This window comes from Corynebacterium sp. KPL1814, assembly GCF_000478175.1.
GTDB lineage: Bacteria > Actinomycetota > Actinomycetes > Mycobacteriales > Mycobacteriaceae > Corynebacterium.
The window spans coordinates 167,624-189,821 of record NZ_KI515778.1; the positions used below are offsets into that span (position 1 = coordinate 167,624).

The following is a 22,198-nucleotide window of genomic DNA, read 5'->3' on the forward strand; positions in this document are numbered from 1 at the left end:
GAAGTTCGAGCGGGCCAAGCGCCATTCCTACGTCTTTCTGTGCGAGGGCATTTAAATTCAGGTTAACATTCGCGCAGGGCTGCGGCGACTGCGCTCAGGCTGCGGCGCAGGTCGTCATCGCTTAAGTGGCCAAACCCTAAAACGACGCCGTCTTCGGCGTCTACGCCGCCCCAGTATTCGCGCAGCGGGGTCAGCTTAATGCCGCGGGCGGCGGCGCGCGGGACGATGGCCGGGTCGCACAGCAAAACCGCATGCAGGCCGCCATTGATGGGCAGCAGGCGCGCGCCGGGGAGAGTGCCCAGGGCATCGGCCACGAGGTCGCGGCGGCGCTTATAGGTCCGGCGCATGCGGCCGGTGTGGCGCCGCAGCGCCCCGCTAGCCAGGTAATGGGCGAGCGCAGCCTGCGGGATGGTGCCAACCGGCTGGCCAAAGATATCGCGCTGCTTGTCGATGCCCCCGCGCAGCCCATCCGGGACCACCACATAGCCGCAGGCGATAGACGGCGAAATCACGGTGGAAAACGTACCGAGCAACACGGTGCGCTCTGGGGCGAGCGCGGCGAGCGCGGGCAGCGGCTGGCCCACATAGCGCAGCTCGGAGTCGAAGTCATCCTCGATGAGTAAAGCGCCGTGCTGGCGGGCCCAGGCGACGAGTTCGGCGCGGCGTTCGGCCGGCAGCGAGGCGCCATACGGGTACTGGTGGCTCGGGGTGACAATCAGCGCGTCGAGGTCGGTATCGGGCACGGTAACGCCATCGGCATCGGTGGGCACATTCACCAGCTCATGGCCAAGCGCCTGCGGAATGCGGCGCAGGCTGGGGTAACCGGGCGATTCGACGCCGACGCGCAGCGCGGTACCGAGCGTGCGCAGTACTAAAGCGAGGCCATCGCGGGCACCGGCGGTAACGACGATGCGCCGCGGATCCACCCGGAGCCCGCGCATGTGCCGCAGGTGGTTGGCTATGTGGTGGGGGAGTGGAGGGGCATCGGAAAGCGGCTGGGCGGCGGCATCGCGCCAGGCTGCGCGCCATTCGGGGGTGATGATGCCGGCGGTATCGGGCAGGCCGGGGGTCAGTTCCAGCAGGTCGGGTGCGGGAGCGGGCTGCGGCGCGGGCTCGGGGCGCGGCGGTGGGCTGTGGGGCAGGCGGGGATTGATGACGGTGCCGGAGCCGACCTCCGCGCTGAGGTAGCCCTCGGCGGTGAGCTGCTCATATGCGGTAACGACGCTGCCGCGGGAGACGCCGAGCTGGGTGGCCAGCGCGCGGGTGGAGGGGACGGGTTCGCCGGGCAGCAGGGCGCCGGAGGTGACATCGGCGCGCACGGCGGCGGCGATTTGCACCGGCAGGGCGCGCGTATCGGCGGGGTCGAGGCGCAGGGGCATAAACACAGTATAAGTGGTACAACCCAACACGCAGGAAATGGTTCTTTACTTGTACCACTTGGGCAGGGCAGTATAGAGCGCATGACCGAAAACATTGCGACCACGCGCGTGAAACGTGGACTAGCTGACATGCTCAAGGGCGGCGTCATCATGGACGTCGTGACCCCAGAACAGGCGCGCATCGCCGAGGATGCGGGCGCCAGCGCCGTCATGGCACTTGAGCGCGTGCCCGCCGATATCCGCGCCCAGGGCGGCGTGGCCCGCATGTCCGATCCGGAGCTTATCGAGGGCATCGTCGACGCCGTATCCATCCCCGTGATGGCGAAGGCGCGCATTGGCCACTTCGTCGAGGCGCAGATTCTGGGCGAGCTCGGCGTGGATTTCATCGATGAGTCCGAGGTGCTCAGCCCTGCCGATTACGTCAACCACATCAATAAGTGGGACTTCGACGTGCCGTTCGTGTGCGGCGCGACCAACCTGGGCGAGGCCCTGCGCCGCATCACCGAGGGCGCGGCCATGATTCGCTCCAAGGGCGAGGCCGGCACCGGCGATGTCTCCGAGGCCGTCAAGCACCTGCGCACGATTCGCGCGGAAATCGCCCGCCTGCAGCACCTCGACCGCGATGAGCTCTACGTCGCCGCCAAGGAACTCCAGGCACCGTATGACCTGGTAGCAGAGGTTGCGGAGACCGGTAAGCTGCCGGTCGTGCTCTTCGTTGCCGGCGGCGTGGCCACGCCTGCCGATGCCGCCCTCGTCCGCCAGATGGGCGCCGAAGGCGTCTTCGTGGGCTCCGGCATCTTCAAATCCGGTAACCCGGCGGCGCGCGCGGAGGCCATCGTGAAGGCCGCCACGCTTTACGATGACCCCGCCGAGCTCGCCAAGCTCTCCCGCGGCCTGGGCGAGGCCATGGTCGGCATCAATGTCGGCGATGTGCCGGCACCGCACCGCCTGGCCGAGCGCGGCTGGTAATCGCGTGGCACACCCAGAAGAAGCAAACGCCACGATCGGGGTGCTCGCGCTGCAGGGCGGCGTGGAAGAGCACCTGCGCATCCTCGAAGGCCTGGGGGCGGACACGCGCCGAGTGCGCGTGCCGCGCGACCTTGAGAGCCTGGATGGGCTGGTGATTCCGGGCGGGGAGTCGAGTGTCATCGACAAGCTCGCCCGCACCTTCGGCGTGGCAGGTCCGCTGCGCGCGGCCGTGGACCACGGCCTTCCCGTGCTCGCCACCTGCGCCGGGCTGATTTATTGCGCCCGCGAGCTGGATAACCCCTCGCCGGGCCAACAGACCCTGGGGCTGCTCGATATCACCGTGCGGCGCAATGCCTTTGGCAACCAGCGCTTTTCCGCCGAGCGCACCGTGCCGGTCGTGGTCGGGGAAGAAACGCTGCCCATCGAGGCGAGCTTCATCCGCGCCCCGCTGGTCACCCGCGTCGGTGAAGGCGTGGAGGTCATCGCGACCGTGTCGCACGACGGCGCGGAGGAAGCGGTCGTCGGCGTGCGCCACGGCGCCGTCACCGCCTTGAGCTTTCACCCGGAAGAAAACGATGAGGCGCGCGTGCACGCCGCCTGGCTGGCTAGTATCCGCTAGGCGCCGGAGAGGCCGCGGCGCTTGAGCAGCGGCGCGACGTCCTTATCGCGCCCGCGGAAGTCGCGGTAGGCCGCGCCGAAATCGCGGGAAGCGCCGCGAGAGAGGATGAGGTCCCGGAACTTTTGTCCTGCGGCGCGCAGATCGCTTTGTTCCTTGAACCACTCGAAGCCATCGGCATCGAGCGCCTCGGCCCACAGGTAGGAGTAGTAGCCCGCGGAGTAGCCGCCGGCGAAGATGTGGTTGAAGTACGTCGAGCGGTAGCGCGGGGCGATGTGCGGGTTATCCAACCTCACCGCGCGCAGGGCCTCCTCCTCGAAAGCATCCACGGCCTCCGGGGTGGCCTCAAGTGCCGCGGCATCCTTGGCGCTGAGCGAATGCCACGCCAAATCGATAATGGAGGCCGCCAAGTACTCCGAGGTGGCAAAGCCCTGGCCAAATTCGGAGGCGGCGGTCACGGCATCGAGCAGCTCATCGGGAATCGGCTCGCCGGTGTCGACGTGGCGCGCATACTGCTTGACCAGTTGCTTATCCAGCGCCCAGTTCTCATTGATCTGCGAGGGGAATTCCACTCAGTCGCGCGGGACGTTGGTGCCGGCGAAGGTGGGGTAGTGGACATCGGAAAGCAGCCCGTGCAAGGCGTGGCCGAATTCGTGGAAGAGGGTGTGCACCTCGTCCAGGCTCAGCAGGGGTTGGGAACCATCGGCGGGCTTGGTAATGCCCAGCACGTTGACGATGACCGGCTTGTGCTCCAGCAGGCCCGATTGGCCCACGAACTGGCTCATCCACGCGCCACCGCGCTTGGTGGGGCGGCCGAAGTAGTCCGTGAGCAGCAGGCCAATTCCCTTATCGCCGTGCTCGCCCTTATCTTCGTGCTCGACGTTATCTCTGTGTTCGACACCCTTGTCGAGCACCTCCCAGACGCGCACGCCCTCGGCATAGCCCTCCAGGTCCTCGCGCGGGGCAACGGTAATGCCGTACAGGCGCTCGGCGGCGGCGAATACGCCCTGGGTAAGGACCTTGTCCAGGGGGAAGTACTGGCGCAGTTCCTCCTCGTCGAGCGAGAAGTCGCGGGCGCGGACCTTGGATTCCCAGTAGGGCCAGTCGGCGGCGTGGAAGTCTTGCTCGTTGAGCGTGGCTTCCTCGGCTAGCAGCTTGTGCTCGCCGGCGGCATTGGCCGCGGCGGCGGGAGCGAGGTCTGCGAGCATGTCGCGCGCGGCGTCGGCGCTGCCAGCGGTTTCTTCCGCGATCACGTAATCGGCGTGGGAGGCATAGCCCAGCAGCTCGGCGCGCTCGGCGCGCAGCTGGACGGCCTCGATAAGCCCTGGAATGTTGTTCTCGGAGCCCCTGCTTGCCGATGCCGCATAGAGCTTCTTCCGCGCCCCCTCCCGAGCCAGGCGGGACTGCTCCGATTGCACGGTAGGCAGCTCGAGCGGGATGACGTAGCCTTCGCGGCCTAGGGCCTTGGCATCCGCCTTGGCTGAGGCGATGCGTTCCGGCGGCAGGCCCTCGAGCTCTTCCTCCGTGAACTCGACGGCGCGCTCGCGCGTGGAGGCCATGAGATTGCGGCCGAATTCCTCAGATAGGGCGGAGAGGCGCTGGTTGATATCGGAGAGGCGGGCCTTGCCGGCGGCATCGAGATCCGCTCCCTGGCGCGCAAAGGTGCGCAGCAGGTACTCGTGCAGGCGCGCGCCCTCCTCATCGCCGGCGGGCGGGGTGGCGTCCTTGATGCGCTGGTAGAGCTTTTCGTCCTGGTACATCGCGTCGTAATGAGCGGACAGGCGCGGATAGATATCGGCGGCGATCTCTTCCATCTCATCGGTGACGTCCGTGCCAGAAAGGTTGCCAAAGACCGCCATGACGCGGTCGAGGTCTTGGCCGGATCGCTCGAGGGCTTCTACGGTGTTTTCCCACGTGGGGGCGGCGGGGTTTTCGGAAATGGCGGTGAGCTCGGCGTCGTGGCGCGCGAGCGCTTCGTCGAAGGCGGGTCGGTAGTGCTCGACTTTAATCTCTGCAAAGGGCGGGAGTTGGTAGGGCAACGATGAAGGGTGGAGTAATGGGTTAGTCATAAGCGACCAATGTACCCATTAACTCCACCCTGTGTGATGGTATTCACTAAGATTGCTAGCCCACGGGAACGAGCTCCGCGTCTTCATCCTTCTTCTGCGGCGGCGTGGCTTTTCGTTTCCCGGTATTCATCAAGATGATATCTAGTACGAGGAATGCGGCAAGGGTTATGCCCAAAAGTGGGATAAATACACCGACGGTTGCGGCAAAGAGAGCGCCCAGGCCGGTGGTTGCCCAGGAGAAGTGCCGCTTGGAGCCAGGTGCAAATTGCGGCCGACGCTTCCACCACATGTAGTAGCCCAGAACCACCATGGCGGCAATGGCGAGGCCGAGGGCGAAGAGTGCAATCTGTAGCGGCAGGCCAAACATGATGCCCATGTGCAGGTAGATACCCCAGCTGCTGAGCTTGCTAAATAGCGGCAGTTCGGAGAAAGGCAGGCGGTCGATGACCTCGCCGGTGGAACCGTCGATGGAGATCTCATCGGAGGTGTAGCGCCACTCGACCCAGCGCTCGCTCACCTTCCATCCCGAGTCGGTGTCCTCCGGGGCGTACAAGCGCAGCGGGCCCGTCAGGCCTTCCGCGCGGCCGGTGGCGTAGACGCGCTCTGCCTGCTCGGCGACGACCTCCGGATCCGGTGTCTCGCCCGCAGCTTCCGTATCCCCACCGTGGGCACCGTGGGCGCCGTGGCCTTCGTGCCCGGCGTGGGCATCGTGTGCGGCATCGGCGGAGGAATCGGTGGCCAGCGCGGTGTCTACTGGTGTGGCCTTCCAGTTCATCTTCTCCACCACGGAATTGACGTTTCCGCCGGCCAGCTGGGACCAGGTGATGCCGGTGGCGGACAGGCCAATGAGCCCGATGAAGATCCAAGCGCCCATAGTGGAGTGCAGGCGGGTGGCCTTCCAACGCTTGGAGCGCTGTGGCTGCTTCTTTAGCGGTGCGGCAGCCTTCTTGGGCCGGCGGCGAATCCACCACATGTAAAGGCCGCCGCAGGCTAAGACCCACAGCCAGGAGGCGGCTAGCTCGGAATAGAGCTCGCCCGGCTGGCCTAGGTGGAAGCTTTCATGCAGCGAGGAGATCCAGCGGCGCAGCGGCATTTCGCCCAGGCCGGAATAAGTGGGGTAGTCACCGATGACCTCGCCATCGGCCGGGTTTATAAAGACGGTGCGCTGCAGGCTCTCGTCGATGCCCGGATCTGCCACCAGCACGCGCGTGGAGTCCGTCGCCGATTCCGCCGGCCATACCTGGGAGACCGGCATATCCGGGTGCTCCTTTTGGGCAGCGCTGATTTGGTCCTCCAGGCTTACCGGGTTATTTACTTCCTCAACGGTCATGACGTCGCGGTAAGCAAACTTTTCCAGGGTCGGCGCTAGGGCGTAGAGGCAGCCGGTCAATGCTGCGATCAGGATGAAGGGGCCGACGAACATGCCGCCGTAGAAGTGTATGCGTTGGATGAAGGAACGCAGAGCCGTCCGACTCATAAAATAGTTCTCTTTCGTGCTTAGTGGTCAGTTGCATGGGTGCTGATATCAACTGCACTAATAGTCGGAACTTAGGCAACCCTGGTTCCCGGAAGGTGAAAAATTTTTTCAGTTGTGTGAAATTGAAGGGGCGAAAACGGCGACACCGCGCGCCCTGCAAAGGGAACGCGCGGTGAAAATTAGCTGGTGAAGAAGCTCTTACTTCTTCAGTCCATCGATGATCTCGTTGAACTGTGCGACAGGGCGCATGACGGCGGAGGTCTTCTCGTCGTTGGGCCAGTAGTAGCCGCCGAGGTCGGCGGGCTCACCCTGGGCATCGATAAGAGCCTGGGAGATTTCATCGGCCTTGCCGGAAAGCTCGGAGGCGACATCCTTGAAGGCGGCCGCGAGATCGGCATCCTCGGTCTGGTTAGCCAGCTCCTCGGCCCAGAAGGTGGCCAGGAAGAAGTGGGAACCACGGTTGTCGTTCTCGCCCACCTTGCGGGATGGGGACTTGCCCTCATTGAGCAGGCGCTCGGTAGCCTTGTCCAGGGTGGTGGCCAGCACGCCGGCCTTCTCGTTGCCGTTGGTCTGGTTCTCGTGGCGGAAGGACTCGGCCAGCGCCAGGAACTCACCGAGGGAATCCCAGCGCAGGTGGTTTTCTTCCTGCACCTGCTGGACGTGCTTCGGGGCGGAGCCGCCGGCACCGGTCTCGAAGAGGCCGCCGCCTGCCATCAGTGGAACCACGGACAGCATCTTTGCGGAGGTACCCAGCTCGAGGATGGGGAAGAGGTCCGTGTTGTAGTCACGCAGCACGTTACCGGTCACGGAGATGGTGTCCTCGCCGCGGCGGATGCGCTCGATAGAGGTCTTGGTAGCGGTGACCGGATCCTGGATCTCGATGTCCAAGCCCTCGGTGTCGTGGTCCTTCAGGTACTTTTCCACCAGGGACTGGATATTGCGGTCGTGGCCGCGCTCTGGGTCGAGCCAGAAGATGGTCTTCATGCCGGACAGGCGGGCGCGGTTGACGGCGAGCTTGACCCAATCCTGGATCGGCTCGTCCTTGGTCTGGCAGGCGCGCCAGATATCGCCGGCCTCGACGTCGTGCTCGATGAGCACCTCGCCCTTGGAGTTGCGGACCTCAACGGTGCCGGCTGCCGGCACCTTGAAGGTCTTGTTGTGGGAGCCGTACTCCTCGGCCTTCTTGGCCATCAGGCCGACGTTTGGCACGGTACCCATGGTGGTGGGGTCGAAGGCGCCGTTTTCCTTGCAGTCCTCGATGACGGCCTGGTACACGCCGGCGTAGGAGGAGTCCGGGATGACGGCGAGGGTGTCCTGCTCCTCATCGTTCTTGTTCCACATGTGGCCGGAGGTGCGGATTATTGCCGGCATGGAGGCGTCAATGATGACATCGGAAGGCACGTGCAGGTTGGTGATGCCCTTGTGGGAGTTGACCATGGCGAGATCGGGGCCATCGGCAAGCGCGGATTCGAAGGCAGCCTTGATTTCCTCGCCATTGTCGAGCTTGTCCAGGCCCTCCAAGATGGAACCCAAGCCGTTTTCGCCGTTGAGGCCGGCGGAGATGAGCTCGTCGCCGTACTTGTCAAAGACGTCGGCGAAGTAGGTGCGCACCACGTGGCCGAAGAGGATGGGGTCAGAGACCTTCATCATGGTGGCCTTCAGGTGGGTGGAGAAAAGCACGCCCTCTTCCTTGGCGCGCTTGACCTGCTGGAGCAGGAACTCATCCAGGGCCTTGGCGGACATGAAGGTGCCGTCGATGACCTCGTCCTTCAGAACCGGCAGCTCCGGCAGTAGGGTCTGCTCGCCGTCGGTGGTCTTCAGCACGATGGACAGGGTGTCTTCCTCAGGGATGATGACGGACTTCTCGTTGTGGCGGAAGTCGTTATCGTCCATGGTGGCGACGTTGGTCTTGGAATCCTTGGACCACTCGCCCATGCGGTGCGGGTGCTTCTTAACGAAGTTCTTCACGGCCTCCGGCGCGCGGCGGTCGGAGTTACCTTCACGCAGGACGGGGTTAACGGCGGAGCCCTTGACGGAATCGTAGCGGGCCGCGATGTCCTTTTCCTCGTCGGTGGACGGGTTATCCGGGTAATCAGGCAGGTCGTAGCCGGCGGCCTGCAGCTCAGCGATGGCCTTCTTCAGCTGCACCAGGGAAGCCGAGATATTCGGCAGCTTGATGATATTAGCTTCTGGGGTCTTGGCCATCTTGCCCAGCTCAGCCAGGGCGTCTTCCACCTTTTGGTCCTCGGTGAGGCGCTCCGGGAACTGCGCGGCGATGCGGGCAGCCAGGGAAATATCGCGGGTTTCTACGTCAATGCCCGCGGTGGAAGCGAAGGCCTCCACGATGGGCTTGAGGGAGTAGGTCGCCAGAAGCGGCGCCTCATCGGTACGGGTCCACGTAATCTTAGCCATGATTCTCCTATTAAATGTGGGAAAATTTCTTCAGGTGACCAGATTACCGATTTTGTCCGCTCCATGTGGAGCGCTCGGTACATTCTGGGGCTGGGTGGCATCGGTCACGGGGCCATGCGCTGGGGCAATCTCTTCACCTGTCCACGCCCTGAACATGCTTTATGCGCAGGTGGGGTGTATTGTCGCCCCTCGTGAAAATTATCGATCAGTTAAGCCCGCGCAGCGCCCACGAACACCGCATTCAACGTCGGCCTTTGCCCCGCCAGACGGAGATTTCTACGACGCGCCGCACCATCGTCATGGTGGCGATGGCCCTTGGCGCGTTTGCCATCGGCACCACCGAGTTCGTTTCGATGGGCCTGCTGCCGCTGATCGCGGAGGATTTTGGGGTTTCTGAAGATACCGCCTCCACGCTAATTACCACCTACGCGCTCGGCGTGGTGGTCGGCGCGCCCCTGATTGCGGCGTTTACCGGCAAGCTCCCGCGCCGCCGCCTCATCCTCTTGCTCATCGGCTTTTTGGTGGTGGGCAACCTGCTGTCGGTCCTCGCGCCGAATTATGGGGTGCTCATGGTGGCCCGTTTCATCGCCGGCATGCCCCACGGCGCGTACTTTTCCGTGGCTAACCTGTCCGCGGCGTCGATGGCCCCTCCCGGTGGGCGCGGCAAGGCCATGGCTTTTGTGGGCATGGGGCTTGCCATCGCCACGGTCATCGGCGTGCCCGCGGCACAGGCCCTGGGGTCCGCGCTGGGGTGGCACGCGGCCTACCTGGTGGTTGTGGTCATCGGGCTTATTACCGCCGTGGCTCTGTTCTTCCTCATGCCGCACATGACGGAGATGAAACAGACCGATATCCGCACAGAGTTCGGTGCCTTCAAAAACAGCCAGGTGTGGCTCACCGTCATCATGGGCGTGGTGGGTTTCGGCGGCATGTTCTCCGTCTACACGTATATTTCCTGGACCATGACCGAGGTCGCTGGCCTGAGCGATAGCCTGATTTGGGTCGTGCTCATGGCTTACGGCATTGGCATGACGATAGGCAATGCCTTCGGCGGCTGGTTGGCGGACCGCAACCTCGAATTCGGGATCATTTTCGCCCTAGCCAGCTTGATCATCATCCTCACGGCCTTCTATTTCCTGTCCAGCCACGCCATCCCGGCCACCATTTGCTTTGGCATGGTGGCGTTTATGGGCTCCACGTTGGTGCCGTCGCTGCAGCTGCGCTTGGTCCACGTGGCGGGCGATGCCCAGACCTTATCCGCCGCGCTCAACCAGTCCGCGCTCAATATCGCGAACGCGGCCGGTGCGACCATCGGCGGCATCGTCGTCGGTGCGGGCCTAGGCTATTCCGCCCCGGCGCTGGCGGGCGCCGGCTTGGCGGCCGCGGGTTGCGTTGTGTGGGCGATAACAATGTGGGATAAAAAACGCCTTGCAGGCCGCAGCTAGAAGTACCACCGCACACGCCTATATTCTGGAGCACCATGAGCCTTACCATCGCTAGCGTCAACGTCAATGGAATCCGCGCCGCGTGCAAGCAGCGCAACGAAAACAACCCCGGCATGAACGCTTGGCTGGAACAGACTCCGGCCGATATCGTGCTGATGCAAGAGGTCCGCGCCACCCCGGATCAAGCCAGAAAGGCCCTGGCACCCGCCCTGGAGGCGGGCTGGCACTTGGAGCTTGCCGATGCCGCCGCCAAGGGCCGCGCCGGAGTAGGCATCCTCTCCCGCACGCCGCTTGCCGATGTCGAAGTCGGCTTCGGCTCCTTCACCGACGCCGGCCGCTGGATTGCCGCTACCACCCGCGATATCCGCGTGGCCTCGCTGTACTTGCCCTCCGGGGATACCGATTCGCCGAAGCAGGATGAAAAGTACCACTTCTTGGATGAATTCGATTCCGTGCTGGCAGAAAACGCCAATAAGGACATGGTCATCGGCGGCGACTGGAATATCTGCCACCGCGCCCAGGACTTGAAGAATAATAAGGCCAACGAGAAGAAGGCCGGCCACCTGCCAGAAGAGCGCGCCTTTATGGACCATGTCTTCGGCAGCTTCCCGGATGAGGCGCCGCAGGAGAAAAAGAACCTGGGCGAGTGGCTTGGCGTCGTGGACTACGCGGGCACCACCCCGTGGGAGCCGGCCACCGCACCGCAGTGGTTCGACGTTACGCGCCGGCTCCACCCCGAGGCCGAAGGCCCCTATACCTGGTGGACCTATCGTGGCCAGGCCTTCAATAACGATGCAGGCTGGCGCATCGACTACCAAGCCGCAACCCAGCCGCTGCTCGATCGCGCGCAGCGCACATGGGTGGATAAGGCTCCGACCGTGGAGCAGCGCTGGTCCGATCACTCGCCGCTGCTAGTGGAATACGTCTAATGTCGCCGCTATTTAGCGTCCTATACGTCATTGGTATTACCGCCGAGTCCATGACGGCTGCGCTATCGGCCGGACGGCAAAAGCTGGACCTTTTCGGCGTGACGATGATCGCCGCCATCACGGCACTGGGTGGCGGTACTGTCCGCGATATCGTGCTTGCGGATCCACCGCTGACCTGGGTGGAACACCCCATCTATCTGGTCATCGTCATCGCCGCCGCCATCGTCACGGTGGGCATGTCCTTCCTCATGCACTATTTCCGCCACCTCTTCCTCATCCTCGATGCCTTGGGGCTGGCGGTCTTTTCCGTGCTGGGCACCCAGATTGCCGCGCATTTGGGTTATGGCTTCATCATCGCCTCGGTATCAGCGGTTATTTCCGGCGTTTTCGGCGGCGTGCTGCGCGATCTACTCTCAGACCGCATTCCGCTGGTATTTTCCGGCGAGTTTTATGCGGCCATCTCGATCCTCGCGGCCGGGCTGTACATGATCCTCCTGCGCGCCGGGCTATCGGAGGAACCCACAGCGATCATCACCGCCTTGGTCTGCTTTACCGCGCGCCTTGCTGCTATCTACTTCAAGAAGGGCCTGCCGGTCTTCGAGTACCGCGACGGCGAGCAACAGATGGATCCGCGCCTTCGGCTTTCGGCGCGGATCGTGCGCGATGGCGCCCGCCGGGCCAAGCGGAAGGCAGGCGCGGCCACCCGTTACGCCAGCCCCATCACTCGGCCGCTGGGCCGCGGCAAGCGCACCGCAAGCAATTTTTCTTCCCCACTAAGCCTGGAAGAGTTAAATAGCAACCGGATTGCGCGGCCGACTGCCCACTCATCGATTACCCGCCCCAGCGGCAAGCACTCACCTGGGGCGAGGGGAGTGGATGTGCAGCAGCAATGGACCTTCAACAAGGAGGATGTGGGCAGGCAAAGGACCCCCAAGCACAAGCAGTAGTGCTAATATAAACACGTTAAAAATTTCGAAATCTGCAACGGAGAAAGTTCATGGCTCGCGCAATTATTCCTTTTGTCCTTGGCGCCGTAATCCTCGCCCTGAGCATCTGGTGGTGGACTGCTGTCGGACCGTCCTTCGCCTTCTTGGGCCCCATCGTCCTCATGGGTGTCGGCGGTGCCTTCATGGTGACCGGTTTCGCCATTTTCATGGACATCGTCAGCCCCACTTCCCGCAAGGTCTAAGAGAAAGGATTGACGATGAAAGCTATCGATCTGCTCACGGACATGGCACAACGCCCGCTCGATGCACTAGCCGCTTTGCCGGAGCTGAGCAACGAGACCGCCAATGCGCACTTTGGTGACCACCCGAACTCCATCACGTGGCTGCTATGGCACACCGGCCGCATGGCAGACCTGCAGCTTGCGCAGCTGACGGGGGAAGAAGAGCTGTGGCAGCGCTACGACCTCGACCTGCCGGATGCCATGGGCTATGGCCAATCGGCGGAGGAAGCGCGTGCGGTAACCACGCAGGACATCGGCAAGCTCCGCAGCTATACCCAGGAAGCATTGGAGCAGGTCAAGGCGTATGTGTCCTCGCTGGAGGATGACAACCTCGATGACGTGATCGACACCTCGTGGACGCCGCACGTTACCCGCGGTGTCCGGCTGGTCTCGATTTTTGATGACGCCGCGCAGCATCTTGGGGCGGCCAATCAACAAGCAAAAATGACGGAGTAACATTAACTGACATGACTGATTCCACTGCATCTAATTCCGTATACCGCGTACTTTCCGGCATTCAGCCCACCGCTGATTCCTATCATTTGGGAAATTACCTGGGAGCGCTCAAGCAGTGGATCGACCTGCAGGAAGGCTACGATGCCTTTTACTTCATCCCGGACTTGCACGCGATTACCGTGGAGCAGAATCCGGAGGAGCTGCGCAACCGCACTATGGCCGGTGCAGCTCAGCTCATCGCGCTGGGCATTGACCCGGAGAAGTCCACCCTCTTCGTTCAGTCCCACGTGCCCGCCCATGCGGAGCTGACCTGGGTATTCCAGTGCCTGACCGGCTTCGGTGAGGCCTCCCGCATGACGCAGTTCAAGGATAAATCCGCCAAGCGCGGCGCCGACCGCACCTCGGTAGGTCTTTTTACCTACCCCATCTTGATGGCGGCCGATATCCTTCTGTACTCCCCGGATTACGTGCCGGTGGGCGAGGATCAGCGCCAGCACTTGGAGCTCACCCGAAATCTGGCCGAGCGCTTTAATAATAAATACGGCGAGACCTTCCATGTACCGGAACCATTCATTCCGGAGGGCGCGGCGAAGATCTATGACCTGCAGGATCCGACGTCCAAGATGTCTAAGTCCGGTCCAAATCCGAAGGGCTTGGTCAACTTGCTCGACGCCCCGAAGACCTCTGCCAAGCGCATCAAGTCCGCAGTGACCGATGACCTGGGCGCCGTCGCCTTCGACCGGGAAACCCAGCCGGGCGTATCGAACCTGCTGGTCATCCAGTCCGCGCTGACTGGCGAGTCCATCGACTCCTTGGTGGAGAAGTACGCCGGCCAGGGCTACGGTCACCTGAAGGTGGATACTGCGGAGGCGCTTGAGGCCTTCACCACGCCGCTTAAGCAGCGCTATGACGAGCTCATGGCGGATCGCGGCGAGCTGGAGCGCATTTTGGAGCGCGGCGCCCAGACCGCACAGGAAGTAGCGCAGCCGCTTGTCGATGCCGTCTATGAAAAAGTCGGCTTCCTTCCCCGCCCGCGCAGGTAGTAGGTACCCCTTAACCCACCCCACGGAGGGACAAGTGGGTGTTTGCCAGCTACGCTATACGGGATAAGCGCTGTGCGAACAAGAAGGGAAGCACGTGTCCACCACCACGCAATCCTCCTCTAAGAAGACGGACCACTACGGCATCGAGCGCGCGAACGCCGATGACCCGGGAGCGATAGATAAGGTACGGCGCAAGTCGCCAATTGTTGACCACCTCATGCGTATGCAGGAGCGCTATGCCGCAGAGGGGGGCAACCAGTTCTCCGCTGGCATTACCTATTACTCGGTTCTGTCTATCTTCCCGTTGGCGATGCTGCTGGTGGCCACCATCGCCGCTGTCCTTGCTAACCGCGAGGACCTGCTCAATGATCTCCAGTCCTATATCACGGACTCCATTGACGGGAAGCTCAGCGAATCGGTCAATGAGATCTTGGATACGGCCATCGACCAGCGCGGTGCCATGTTCGGAATTGGTGGTTTGACCACCCTGTGGTCCGGACTGGGATGGATGAATCACCTGCGCATCGGCATTTCTGCCATGTGGGGCATCGATGCCAATGACGGCGGCTCCTTCCTGAAAAAGAAGTTCTCGGACCTTCTGGGGCTTATCGGCCTGATCATCTCCTTTGTCGTCGCCTTCGGTGTGACCGCTGCTGGTTCCTCCGGCCTTACACAGAAGATCTTTGACCTCTTAGGCATCGATTCCTTCCCGGGCATGGGCTATGTCTTCTTCTTCAGTGGCTTGTTGCTGGGCCTTATCGCCAATTTCATCGTCATGTGGTGGCTGATTATGATCCTGCCACGCACGAAGGTGCCTAAGAAGTCCGGCTTTACCGGCGCCGCCATCGGTGCGGTGGCGTTCGAGGCTATCAAGCAGCTGTCCACAGTGATCATGTCCTCTGCCACCGGCAGTCCGGCCGGCGCGGTCTTTGGTCCGGTCATCGTTTTGATGATTGTCATGTACTTGGTGTGGCGCGTGGTGCTTTATATTTCCGCATGGACTGCGACGACCGCAGAATCCCTGAAGTACGCGCACCCGCCGGTTCCAGAACCTGCCGTTATTCGCGTGCGCAACGAGGTACGTGAGGGCGCACCAGCAGGTGCGGTCTTCGGCGTGGGCGCGGCGCTGGGCGCTGCGGCCGTGGGTGTGGCGAAGCTTTTCCGACGGAAATAAAAATCCTCCCTACGGGTGAGGATCGCTGCGCTCTTTACCTTTAAGATAGGACACTATGAACGCCGATGATATTGCCCCAGACTTCTACGAAAAGTGGGACCTCGACCGCAGTGGTGGCGAGGATGAGCTTTCCGTTTTATTGGAAGCAAAAGATATCAAGCTCGGGCAGCAAGGATATAACCCCGATGAGCCGCGGCGTGTACAGCTGCGCATAGCGGCCAGCATCCTGGGTTCGGCGAAAAAGAGGGCCGAATACGATGAAGCATTGCGCACCGGCCTTCGCCCGACGTGGGGCGAGCTCGGCACGCTGAGTTCGGTGGGGCAGTGGTCTCCAGCACCGCGCACGCAGTCAAACTTCCACGATCAATCGCAGGGTGGTCCGAAGCGGGCGCCGGATTTTGCCCAGCCCAGCCCGTATAGTTCCCCGTACGCGCAAGACCCATTCGCTCGGCACGCATCACCGCAGCAACAGGTGTCGCCGTCGTTCGCTGCCCCGCCGGTGCCGTTCCAGCACCAGGCACAGGAACGGCCATCGCAAAGCACGCGCATTGGCATGGGCATCTTGGACTTCTTCTTGGCTGGTGGCATCAGCAGTGCGTTTGGCGCGGTCGTCGACGAGCTCGCGGATGTAGAAGCCCTGTCCTTTGTCGTTTTCTGCATCGTCATGGTGGTCTACGTTCTGGGCAGCGAAGTGTGGTTGGGCGCTAGCCCGGCAAAGATTCTTGCCGGCTATACCGTGCGGGATGTCGATACGAAGGAAAAGCTCAGCCTCAGCCAGTCCGCAAAGCGCCAGTGGTGGCGCCTTATCAACGTGGTCCCGGGAATCGGGCAATTGGTGGGCCTGATGGGCGCGGTGGTGCACACAGTCACCATTAATGAGGAAAATAACCGGCGCGGTTCCCACGACGAGTTCGCAAACGCAGAAGTGGTCAAGAGGAAGCCGCGCAAGTAGAACGCTGGCATGGCGCATCTTGGGGCGGATGCCTACGATGGTGCGCATGCATGATGCACCTTTAATTAGCCCCGAAAATAAGGATTCCGCCGAGAGCGTGGTGGAACAACTTCCTAAGGTATCCCTGTGGGAACCGGTCCGCTCGCAGGCCAGCACCGCGGAGGAATTGAACGCGGATATTCGCGAGCAGTGTGCCCAGCTTGCCGATGACCACGTGGTCTACGCCGAGCTGCAGCTCAACCCCGCGGCTTATTCTTTCGATACGTCCGCAGTCGTACGAGAGGTGGCCGCGGAACGCTTCGGCGATCTTGAGGTACGGTTTGTCCTCGAGGCGGCAGAGCCGGCGGCTAACGCAGGGGATGCTGCGGGCGTTGCGGGTTACACCCTGCCGGAGGGGAGTGCTGCCGCCGCGGCGGAGTTCCGCACGAAGTACCTGCCTACCCAAATCGCGGTGGGTGAGGATTTCGCCGCCACCGAAAGCGCGGCGCAGGCCGGCGTCAACCGCTTGCTGCAACCGGTGAATATGATTGATGATTTCACCGCCGATGTCGATGGAATCCGCCCAGGCAAGGCCTCCGAATGGATCCGCGACCGACACATTCCATTGGTATTTTCGCCCGTGGACGACGTTGAGGAACTGACGGATCATCCGCTGCCGCTGTTGCAGCAGCTTGGCTTTACCTGTTCCGTTTCTTCCGGCGATTCCACTCTGAGCAGGCAATTTCTCGCATTGAGCGAGACCTTTGGATACGGCTTGGAGGAGTTTTTCGATCTCACTGTGAAGGCGATTGAAAATATTTTCGGCACGGAGGAGACAAGGCAGCGTATCCTTGAGACCGTTGTCCTTCCGGCCTACGAGGACCTCTCCGATCCGGAACTTGCCGGTCCCGATACTGAGGAGTCGCTCCAAGATTCCGGGTTCTCAATAAACCTGAATGACAACCCTTCCGAAGAGTAATAGATAGTTAATCTACATAAAGGAGGAAGACATGCCTTCCGCACTATTCGTTGTTACCGCCGCTGATAAGTGGACGCTGGCTGATGGCAGCGCCCGTCCTACCGGTTACTGGGCCGAGGAGCTCATCGCTCCGCACCGCGTGTTTAAGAACGCGGGTTGGGATATCGACTTTGCTACGCCGAACGCAAAGGCACCCGTGGTAGACGAGTACAGCCTCGAGGTATTGTCTGAGGGCGACCGCGCCGAGCAGGAGAACTACCTCGCAGAAATCGGTCCAGACCTGGAAGACCCACTGAACCTGGCCGATGTTAAGGAAGCTGACTACGACCTCGTCTTTTACCCCGGCGGCCACGGCCCGATGGAGGACTTGGCTTATGACCAGGACTCCGCCAAGCTGCTGCAGGAGCGCATCGAGTCCGGTCGCGCCCTGTCCCTGGTTTGCCACGCACCGGCCGCATTGCTCGCGCTGGACAATGACAACTGGCCACTCAAGGGCTACACCATGACCGGCTTTACCAACGCCGAAGAGGGCGAGGAGACCATCGCCGCTGCCAAGTGGGTTGTTGAGACCCGCCTGCGCGAGCTTGGCGCTGACTTTAAGCAGACCGATCCGATGCAGCCTTATGTTGAGGTTGACCGCAACCTGTACACCGGTCAGAACCCGGCATCGTCTGAGCCTTTGGCACAGCGCATCCTGCGCGACTTTTAATGCGGGCGCTGAAAGCTCTCGCTGCAGGTAGCGCGGTAGTTGGGGCGGCGGCATATATAAAGAGCCGTCGTCCTTATCTGCGCAGCGTTGCACCTGAGCTTCGCAGCCCATTACTGTACCTGCCGCTGCACCTGCTCTCGGGTGATCGATTCGCTCGAACGAGCAGGCTATTTGCCAATATGGACGTGGCTCGTCCGAAGTGGCGCCCGGTGGACATCGAAGAGCTATCTTGTTCTTTTGAAGACCAAGCATTCCGTGCCCGCGTTATTACTCCACGCGGAGATGGAGCGCCGGCCGAGCCACGTCCCGTGGTGATGTGGATTCACGGTGGAGGACACCTGCTCGGTGGTCCGGCGATGCATGATCCCCAAACTTCGCTCATCGCATCGGAGCTGGGGGCCATTGTCATCGCACCGCGCTATCACAAATCCACGCAGAAACCTTTTCCTGCGGATTTAGAAGAGTGTTATGCCGCATTGCGCTGGATGCAGGAAAACGGTGAGCTGCTAGGCGCGGATACTTCGCGCATTGCGGTCGCTGGCGATAGCGCCGGTGGCGGCTTGGCCGCAGGCCTTGCCCAGCGCACGGTGGATGAAGATCATCCCATTCGAGCGCTTGGATTGGTCTATCCAATGCTTGATCACCGCACCATTGTTAAAGAGGGTGCGGTGGGGCAGTTTATTTGTCCGCCGAACTTAAATCGCGGTGCCTGGGATATGTACTTAGGAAAGGACCATTTAGGAACCCCGTTGCCGCCGTATGCATCGCCGGCGACGCGTTCGGATCACTCGGGGATGCCGCCCACGTGGATCGGCGTGGGAGACATCGACCTTTTTCATGATGAATCTGTGGCCTTTGCTACCGCACTGCAGGATGCCGGAGTCGAGACCACACTTGATGTATATGCAGGTGCCTATCACGGCTTCGATCAGGTACGCCCGCGCGCGCCCCAATCGCGCAGAATGCTGGGAGATCTTATCGAGCACCTCGGCTCCCACCTCTAGCCGCACTTGATGCGGAATGAGGTGTAGGTGAAAATGCAGCAACCGCCCCAGTCCACGCTCCACTGTGAGGAGTGGTTGGACTGGGGCGGTCTTCTGTTAGTAACGGCTCCCGGCAGCTGAGGTAGCTAGAGCCGGTAGTCCGCAGGGCAGAGTAAAAACTTAAAAGCGGGAAAAACGCTTAATTAGCATGTTCTCAAGACCCTTCCAGGACTCCGCATGCTCGTTATACGGCTTCGACGGCACGTAGCCTGCGTGCTCGGTGGAACCGAGCATGTAGCCGAGGTAGTCCTGCAAGCGTGGGTTCGCCAGCATATAGGAGTTAATGGAATCGTCCCCGGCCCAGTCCGCGGCATCGGCGCAGACCTCGTAGCAGCGGGCTAGTTGGTCGGAGTCGACCGCTTCCGGTCCCTTTTCAATATCGCGCACGATGCCATTAAAGGAGTACTGGTTATCCGGGTGGACCTGGACCTCGAGTTCACCGGCATTGGCGGCGGTGACAACGTCCTCCCAGGTGGACACGCGCGCCAAGTCGTGGTCATCATTATCGATGAGCCACCGCACCAGCGTCTTGGAGGAATCGAAGGTAAAGATTTCGCCCCATTTGCCTAAGAAGATGGGCTTGCCGTCCAAGTAGGTGCGCAGCGTGTAGACGGACTTGGACTGTGCGGTGATTTTAATCGGGTCGATTCCGGCGGCGGCCCAAGGGGACTCGTCATAAGGGTCGGCGGCTTCCGCCGCGGCCTTACGCTTTTCTTCGGCTTCCTTGGCGGCAGCGTCGGCGGCGCCCGCGGCCTCGGAGATGCGGGTTTCGGCATCGGAGATAGCGGAGGCGTCGAATTCATCGCTAGGAACGACGCGGACGCTTTTATCCAAATCCGCGATGACCTTTTTCCAGTTGGTCAAGATGACCCGTCCGACGCCTGTCCACTCATTCAGGCCCTGCTCGCCGGAGTAGTGATCGGCGCCGCGGGAGACGTTGCGCAGGATGGAGTGGGTGGCGAAGAAGATGGTGGTTTGTTCGGCAGCGGCGACATCGGCAAGCGCAGATGCCACCTCGAGGTTGCGCGCTACGGTTGCGACATTGGCGTGGCTGGGGCGGCCGGCGAGGGCTTCCGGCATGCCAATCAGATCGTATTCATCGCGCTTGGCTGGGGTAACGCGGTGGGCTGGGCGGGCGGCAAATTGTTCCCACTGCGGGTGATCTAGCAGGTCATGCTTGGCATCGGACTCCAGGTAGCACAGCATCTCAGCGGGGGAGTCGAAGACCAAGACGGAGTCATCGTCGCCCAAAAAGGCTTGCCACTCGGAGCCATTTTCGCGCCACTTGGGCGCCCAGAGGGTATAAAAATCGCCCTCAGTCAAGGAGAGCTTAATAGGCACAATCGCACGGGTACTCATGAGCTTTTAGTCTACCCAACGCCCCAGCTGCCGCGCGGAATTGCCGGGGCCTTGTCAGGCAGTCGGCCGCCAAAAACCCTTAAATTGCATGCCCATATTATTCGTGCGCAGCGGGTTGGTCTGCACAGGGTCGCCGGCCTCCACAATCTCGCCATTGCCGGAATACATCGCCACATGGCCATCCCAGACCACCAGATCGCCGGGCTGGAGCTGATCGGCGCTGACCTGCTTGCCGATGGCCTGCTGGTCCGCCGTGCGTGGTATATCCACCCCCGCTTGGGAATAGGCCCACTGGGTAAGCCCTGAGCAGTCAAAGCCACCGTTGCCGGTTCCGCCCCAGGTATAGGGCTGGCCCACCTGGCTCTTGGCCGCGGCCACGGCCGCGCGGCCTGCCTCTGAGCCAGCTTCTGCGCCCGCTGATGCGTGCGGCGCGGGTGCAGCACCGAGCTCCGCCGGAGGAGCCACCGCGGTATGCGTCGCCGCGGCGGCCGTGGCCTGCTGGGGCTGGCCAACGGCTGATTCCACCGGCCGCTGGGAGATGGGCAACAGGGCCGCGGCGGTGGTGGTGAGCTCGTCTTTCAGGCGGTTGACCCGGGCCATCGCCAAGCCAATGTGCTCGTCTATCACGGTGCGAAGCGAGGCAAGGGCCGCGGCGCGGGAGGCGGGATCGAGGGAGATTAATCCCATCGCGATGGGCGCAGCGGCCTGGATGAGCCGCGTGCCGATGCCAAAGATATCGCCGGCAGCCGCCGTAACGAGGCCGCGGGCCTGGTTAAGTACTGCGGAGATGGTCTCGTTATCGCCGGTGAGGAGATCCGCGGCGGCGATAAGCTGCGAGGCATCACCGTGCGCGATATCCGCCAGCGGCTGGGCGGCGGAGAGATCTGGGACGCGGGGAAGTTGGACATCGGGAAGCGGCGAAGGCTGCAGCGCGGCAATATTTTTAATGGCGGTAGCAAGCACTTAGATCGCCGCCCCGAGTAAGTCGCGCAGCGCCGCATCGGAGTCTTCCGCCTCGCGCGACATCTGGAAGGAAGACTGCGCGATGTGCCCCATATCGTGGCGCAGCATGGTCATCCGCGCCCCAATATTGTCTAAGGCGGCATGAACGGTCTCATTGAACCCGGTAAAGGCCGAATCTTCGGGCAATGCCGGGTGGGGTGGATTGTCTCCCTGCGCGTTCGCGTGCAGGTCACGGGCTAAATGGCGGGCGTGGGCGGTATCTATCTGAAATGGTCTCATGCCCTATTGGACTGGCCAATGGCCCAAGTGGTTCCCAAAAAGTTTAAAGTAGTGGGCATGGATATCCACGTCGTAGACCACCCGCTTGCCGCTTCCCGCCTGACCCTGATGCGCGATGCCCGCAGTGATAACTCCGCTTTTCGCGCCGCGCTCAAGGACCTGGGAACCATGCTCGTATATGAAGCCTCCCGCGATTTGGCGGTAGAAAACTTCGCTTGCGAAACACCGGTTGCCACAGCACAAGGCACCCGCCTGCAGGATCCGCCCATCATCGTGCCCATCATTCGTGCAGGCCTAGGCATGGTGGATCCCGCCTTGTCGATGATTCCGGATGCCCAGGTCGGCTTCATCGGCATGGCGCGCGATGAAGAAACCCACGAGCCCGTGCCGTATTTGGAGGCGCTGCCGCAAGACCTGACCGGGCGCACCGTCTTCGTCGTTGACCCCATGCTGGCCACCGGCGGATCCCTGCTGCATGCCCTGCGCCTCTTGGCCGCCCGCGGCGCTACCGATATCACCGCCATCTGCATGGTCTCGGCCCAAAATGGCGTGGATGCGCTGGAGGAATCGGGCCTTCCCGTCCGCCTCGTCACCGCCGCCATTGACCCTGAACTCAATGCGGATGCCTATATCGTGCCGGGGCTTGGCGATGCCGGCGATCGCCTCTACGGCCCGCGCAATATCGATCTTTAAGCTAGTATTTCTCCCTGAAAGCCCGAAGGCGGCTTTCAAAGGGGG

General features: G+C 62.1%; 20 protein-coding genes and 1 pseudogene. 14 read left to right on the forward strand and 7 right to left on the reverse strand.

What is annotated here, in order from left to right; genetic code table 11:
• Positions 1–62: 62 nt before the first annotated feature.
• A complete protein-coding gene (locus tag HMPREF1257_RS10545) occupies positions 63–1,379 on the reverse strand; it encodes a PLP-dependent aminotransferase family protein (RefSeq protein ID WP_023025342.1) in 1,317 nt (438 codons plus the stop codon).
• A gap of 81 nt (positions 1,380–1,460) precedes the next feature.
• On the opposite strand from HMPREF1257_RS10545, the gene pdxS reads away from it, so the two are divergent.
• Positions 1,461–2,348: a pyridoxal 5'-phosphate synthase lyase subunit PdxS gene (pdxS, locus tag HMPREF1257_RS10550; protein ID WP_023025344.1), complete on the forward strand. Its 888-nt coding sequence runs from the start codon at positions 1,461–1,463 to the stop codon at positions 2,346–2,348.
• Between the two features lie 4 nt (positions 2,349–2,352).
• Positions 2,353–2,967: a pyridoxal 5'-phosphate synthase glutaminase subunit PdxT gene (gene pdxT / locus HMPREF1257_RS10555; protein WP_232208572.1), complete on the forward strand. Its 615-nt coding sequence runs from the start codon at positions 2,353–2,355 to the stop codon at positions 2,965–2,967.
• Here pdxT and HMPREF1257_RS10560 read toward each other — a convergent pair.
• The 3 genes and pseudogenes from HMPREF1257_RS10560 to HMPREF1257_RS10570 all read right to left on the reverse strand — a co-directional run bounded on the left by HMPREF1257_RS10560 (position 2,964) and on the right by HMPREF1257_RS10570 (position 8,922).
• Positions 2,964–5,033 (reverse strand): annotated as a pseudogene (locus HMPREF1257_RS10560) (M3 family metallopeptidase). The gene pdxT and the pseudogene HMPREF1257_RS10560 overlap by 4 nt on opposite strands.
• Before the next feature lie 55 nt (positions 5,034–5,088).
• Positions 5,089–6,510, reverse strand: coding sequence for a PepSY domain-containing protein (locus HMPREF1257_RS10565; protein WP_023025352.1), 1,422 nt, complete (start codon positions 6,508–6,510; stop codon positions 5,089–5,091).
• 198 nt (positions 6,511–6,708) lie between these two features.
• Entirely contained in the window at positions 6,709–8,922 is a 2,214-nt protein-coding gene (locus tag HMPREF1257_RS10570) for an NADP-dependent isocitrate dehydrogenase (RefSeq protein ID WP_023025354.1), read from the reverse strand.
• A gap of 191 nt (positions 8,923–9,113) precedes the next feature.
• Between HMPREF1257_RS10570 and HMPREF1257_RS10575 the strand changes: the two genes are divergently transcribed.
• From HMPREF1257_RS10575 to HMPREF1257_RS10625, 11 genes are all read left to right on the forward strand, one after another.
• Entirely contained in the window at positions 9,114–10,367 is a 1,254-nt protein-coding gene (locus HMPREF1257_RS10575; protein WP_051138418.1) for an MFS transporter, read from the forward strand.
• 35 nt (positions 10,368–10,402) lie between these two features.
• A complete protein-coding gene (locus HMPREF1257_RS10580; RefSeq protein WP_023025358.1) occupies positions 10,403–11,296 on the forward strand; it encodes an exodeoxyribonuclease III in 894 nt (297 codons plus the stop codon).
• The gene (locus tag HMPREF1257_RS10585; RefSeq protein WP_023025360.1) at positions 11,296–12,243 is read left to right on the forward strand and encodes a trimeric intracellular cation channel family protein; all 948 of its coding nucleotides are present in this window, start codon (positions 11,296–11,298) and stop codon (positions 12,241–12,243) included. The genes HMPREF1257_RS10580 and HMPREF1257_RS10585 overlap by 1 nt, the downstream gene beginning before the upstream one ends.
• A gap of 50 nt (positions 12,244–12,293) precedes the next feature.
• Positions 12,294–12,485: a hypothetical protein gene (locus HMPREF1257_RS10590; protein ID WP_023025362.1), complete on the forward strand. Its 192-nt coding sequence runs from the start codon at positions 12,294–12,296 to the stop codon at positions 12,483–12,485.
• 15 nt (positions 12,486–12,500) lie between these two features.
• Complete coding sequence (locus tag HMPREF1257_RS10595; protein WP_023025364.1) at positions 12,501–12,980, forward strand: DinB family protein; 480 nt, start codon at positions 12,501–12,503, stop codon at positions 12,978–12,980.
• 11 nt (positions 12,981–12,991) lie between these two features.
• Positions 12,992–14,023: a tryptophan--tRNA ligase gene (gene trpS / locus HMPREF1257_RS10600; protein ID WP_023025366.1), complete on the forward strand. Its 1,032-nt coding sequence runs from the start codon at positions 12,992–12,994 to the stop codon at positions 14,021–14,023.
• A gap of 94 nt (positions 14,024–14,117) precedes the next feature.
• Positions 14,118–15,197 (forward strand): YhjD/YihY/BrkB family envelope integrity protein, encoded by a 1,080-nt coding sequence (locus HMPREF1257_RS10605; protein WP_023025368.1) that lies wholly within the window; start codon positions 14,118–14,120, stop codon positions 15,195–15,197.
• A gap of 55 nt (positions 15,198–15,252) precedes the next feature.
• Positions 15,253–16,149 carry an RDD family protein gene (locus tag HMPREF1257_RS10610; RefSeq protein WP_023025370.1) on the forward strand — a complete coding sequence of 299 codons (897 nt, stop codon included), beginning with the start codon at positions 15,253–15,255 and terminating at the stop codon, positions 16,147–16,149.
• Between the two features lie 46 nt (positions 16,150–16,195).
• Entirely contained in the window at positions 16,196–17,107 is a 912-nt protein-coding gene (locus HMPREF1257_RS10615; RefSeq protein WP_232208570.1) for an adenosine deaminase, read from the forward strand.
• A gap of 31 nt (positions 17,108–17,138) precedes the next feature.
• Complete coding sequence (locus HMPREF1257_RS10620; RefSeq protein ID WP_023025374.1) at positions 17,139–17,816, forward strand: type 1 glutamine amidotransferase domain-containing protein; 678 nt, start codon at positions 17,139–17,141, stop codon at positions 17,814–17,816.
• A 179-nt stretch (positions 17,817–17,995) separates the two neighbouring features.
• Complete coding sequence (locus HMPREF1257_RS10625; RefSeq protein WP_023025376.1) at positions 17,996–18,820, forward strand: alpha/beta hydrolase fold domain-containing protein; 825 nt, start codon at positions 17,996–17,998, stop codon at positions 18,818–18,820.
• Between the two features lie 159 nt (positions 18,821–18,979).
• Here HMPREF1257_RS10625 and HMPREF1257_RS10630 read toward each other — a convergent pair whose 3' ends face one another.
• Genes HMPREF1257_RS10630 through HMPREF1257_RS10640 form a run of 3 tightly spaced genes read right to left on the reverse strand, consistent with a single transcriptional unit; the run spans position 18,980 to position 21,460 of the window.
• A complete protein-coding gene (locus tag HMPREF1257_RS10630) occupies positions 18,980–20,218 on the reverse strand; it encodes a hypothetical protein (RefSeq protein ID WP_023025378.1) in 1,239 nt (412 codons plus the stop codon).
• A gap of 54 nt (positions 20,219–20,272) precedes the next feature.
• Positions 20,273–21,181, reverse strand: a complete 909-nt coding sequence (locus HMPREF1257_RS10635) for a C40 family peptidase (RefSeq protein ID WP_023016832.1) — start codon at positions 21,179–21,181, stop codon at positions 20,273–20,275.
• Complete coding sequence (locus HMPREF1257_RS10640; RefSeq protein WP_023025380.1) at positions 21,182–21,460, reverse strand: hypothetical protein; 279 nt, start codon at positions 21,458–21,460, stop codon at positions 21,182–21,184.
• 57 nt (positions 21,461–21,517) lie between these two features.
• Here HMPREF1257_RS10640 and upp point away from each other — a divergent pair, with 57 nt between their 5' ends.
• Positions 21,518–22,153: a uracil phosphoribosyltransferase gene (gene upp, locus HMPREF1257_RS10645; protein ID WP_034659637.1), complete on the forward strand. Its 636-nt coding sequence runs from the start codon at positions 21,518–21,520 to the stop codon at positions 22,151–22,153.
• Positions 22,154–22,198 lie beyond the last annotated feature (45 nt).